Source organism: uncultured Aquimarina sp. (assembly GCF_947492405.1).
Classification (GTDB): domain Bacteria; phylum Bacteroidota; class Bacteroidia; order Flavobacteriales; family Flavobacteriaceae; genus Aquimarina.
The window spans coordinates 1-2,757 of record NZ_CANLMP010000020.1 but is presented as its reverse complement, the minus strand read 5'-3'; the positions used below and the strand labels follow the sequence as shown (position 1 = coordinate 2,757).

The 2,757-nt window shown below is 31.8% G+C and carries 3 protein-coding genes; all 3 read left to right on the top strand.

Annotated elements, in window-relative coordinates; genetic code table 11:
- On the top strand, window positions 1-189 hold a 189-nt coding region (locus Q0829_RS27470; protein ID WP_298549289.1), incomplete at its 5' end, for a helix-turn-helix transcriptional regulator.
- A 188-nt stretch (window positions 190-377) separates the two neighbouring features.
- Complete coding sequence (locus tag Q0829_RS27465) at window positions 378-2,048, top strand: tetratricopeptide repeat protein (protein ID WP_298549288.1); 1,671 nt, start codon at window positions 378-380, stop codon at window positions 2,046-2,048.
- A 336-nt stretch (window positions 2,049-2,384) separates the two neighbouring features.
- Window positions 2,385-2,757 (top strand): alpha/beta hydrolase (locus Q0829_RS27460; RefSeq protein WP_298549286.1); only part of this gene is annotated, 373 nt, incomplete at its 3' end.

The following is a 2,757-nucleotide window of genomic DNA, read 5'->3' as shown; positions in this document are numbered from 1 at the left end:
GCGATTACTAATAAATCTCCTAATCAACTTATTTCTTCTGTGCGTTTACAGTATGCAAAAGAATTACTTTTAGATCAGGAAAACACAGTAGCTGAGATAGCTTTTCAAACAGGCTTTTCTAGCCCTTCGTATTTTTCTAAATGCTTTAAAAAAGAATTTTCAGTAAGTCCATCAGAACTGGTGGGTTAATTATTTTTTGTACTTAAATCAATTATCAATTTATCTTAATTACTATGTCAATAGAAACAAAAACCCTTCTGCAGCATCCTTTGTTCTATAAGGGTTTTAACAGTTATTACAGACCAGATTTAAAAAAGACAATTAGTTTTAAGGAAAATTAGAATGTCAATAATAATTTTGTTTAAAATTTATTTATTTTGAAAACCAGCACTTTACTTCTTCTGTTATCTCTCATATCTCTTTCTTCCTATTCACAGGTAGAAAATAAGGCTAAAGATGCGCGTACTTTAAAGATAGAAGAAACTAAGCTACAAATAGAAAAGGCAGATTCAGATTCTTTACGTTTACCACTTAGATTAAAATTGGCAGGTCAATTAGCCTATTTTGATGGTAATATTGCCAAAGAAATCTTTCTGGATGTTCATAAAACCATTAAAGATAAAGAGTATAAAAGTTATCATTATCAAAAGCTGGAAGCAGAATTATTGTATAGTTTATCAAGCGTATCCTTAAATTTACAAGATACCGCAGCAGCTTTACAATATGCAAATGAGGCCTTAGATATTGCGACAGAGATCGAGTATGATTTGATTGTAGGAAGGGCTATAAGTAATTTAGGGAATATTTACTCAAGACAAATGGGTTTTGAGAAAGCAAAACGATTTCATAGACGTGCATTAGTATTCCATGAAAAAGCAAAGTCAGCTCGTGGGCAAGCACTTACCTTAAATCGAATAGGAAGAATCTTTAGTAAACAGGAAAAGATGGACTCTGCTCGGTATTATTACAAAAAAGCTATAGAAGCTGATACCTCCAAGGCACTTAGACTACAAATAAAGGGGAATTTAGCTAGTTCCTATGCAAATACTGGAAAATACGATCTAGCGGGCAACATTTATAGAGAAAACTTAAAATTGTTAGATCTAACGGAGTATAATATAAGAGCGCATAACCATTCAAATCTAGCAAAAGTATATGACAAACAAAAAGAGTATAGCAAAGCAAATGCACATATAGACAGTGCAATTTTCTATGCAAAAAAGGTGAACGCTTTATTTTTAATACAGTCGGCATACCGCGCTAAAGTTGGAATCGCATACAATGATAAAAAATTCTCAGAGTCTTATGAGGCTTTTTTAGTTCAAGACAAATACAAAGATTCTTTGGTAAAAGAAAGCACAACAAAACGTTTTGCTAATTTGGAATTTGCATATCAATATAAGAGAGAAAAAGAGCTAGTCGCCATAAACCTCAAGAATGAATCTACTAAAAAGAAATTGTATTTAGGATTACTCGTTATTACCATCCTAGCGGCTTTGTTTTTAATTTATTTTATTAGAAAAAATAATAAACAAAAACTAGAGCTTGTTGCAAATAAAGCCAAACTAGCAGAGGTTGAAAAATTAAAAACGGAATTAGCACTCGCTCATCGAGAACAAGAACTAAAAAAAGTGGTGGTAGAAAGTTCCGTTAGAGAAGAAGTCTTTAATAATACAATAGATGATATTAAACAAGTTACAACTTTAGAGGATGAGAGAGAACGCAAGTCTGCTTTACGTTCGATATCAGCTTCATTATTGTCAGAGAAAAGTTCTAAAAGGTCATCTTTAAGCTTACAAACGTACCTCGATGAGGTAAATATTGATTTCAAAATACTACTTGATCAACATTTTTCCGAATTAAAACCAAAGGAAAAAGAGCTCCTTTGTCTTATGAAAATGGAGCTCAGCACCACAGAAATTAGTAAGCTTCAAAACAATACAGTAGCTGCTGTAAAATCTTTAAGATATCGAATTCGTAAAAAACTTGGTTTAGGTTCTGAACAAGATATTATTGCTTTTATTGAAAATAAAGATATTACGTTATAAGGCCTTAAAAGGATTCTTCGCACCGAGTTTTTCGATAAAACTCATACCTTCTTTAATTTATAAAACACATATTTTGTGAATAATATCTTATTATCATCTTAAGATGATAGATAAAATTCAATAAATCAAAACTCTATTTTAAATATCTAATATTAAGTGTTTTGTAGTTTTCGATACTCTTTTGCTACCCTCTTTTTTTTGCAATGTGGGCTCCTTATACATTTCTTTGTTTAAGAACGAGACGTCTAACTTTAGATAAGATTATTTACTATTTATAGTTTTTACTCAAAAAAACATAAAACTGTTTTATCAAATTAAAATAATAGGATATATTTTATGAAACCTGAAACCAAATATACTAAGAGTGGTCTGGTTAATATTGCTTATCAAGTTTTTGGCTCTGGTCCTGTAGACATTGTATATATTCCTGGATGGGTATCTAATATCGATTGGATGTGGTCATGTCCTGAATTGGTTGATTTTTTTACAGAACTAGGTAAATTTGCAAGGGTAATCCTTTTTGATAAAAGAGGAACTGGGCTTTCGGATAGAGTTGTAGAATTTGCTACTCTCGAAGAGCGAATGGAAGATATTACAGCGGTTATGGATGCTGTGGGTTCTGAAAAAGCAGCTCTTTTTGGGCATTCCGAGGGTGGAAGTGTCTCTGCCCTATTTAGTGCAACTTATCCTGATCGTGTTATTTCCTTAA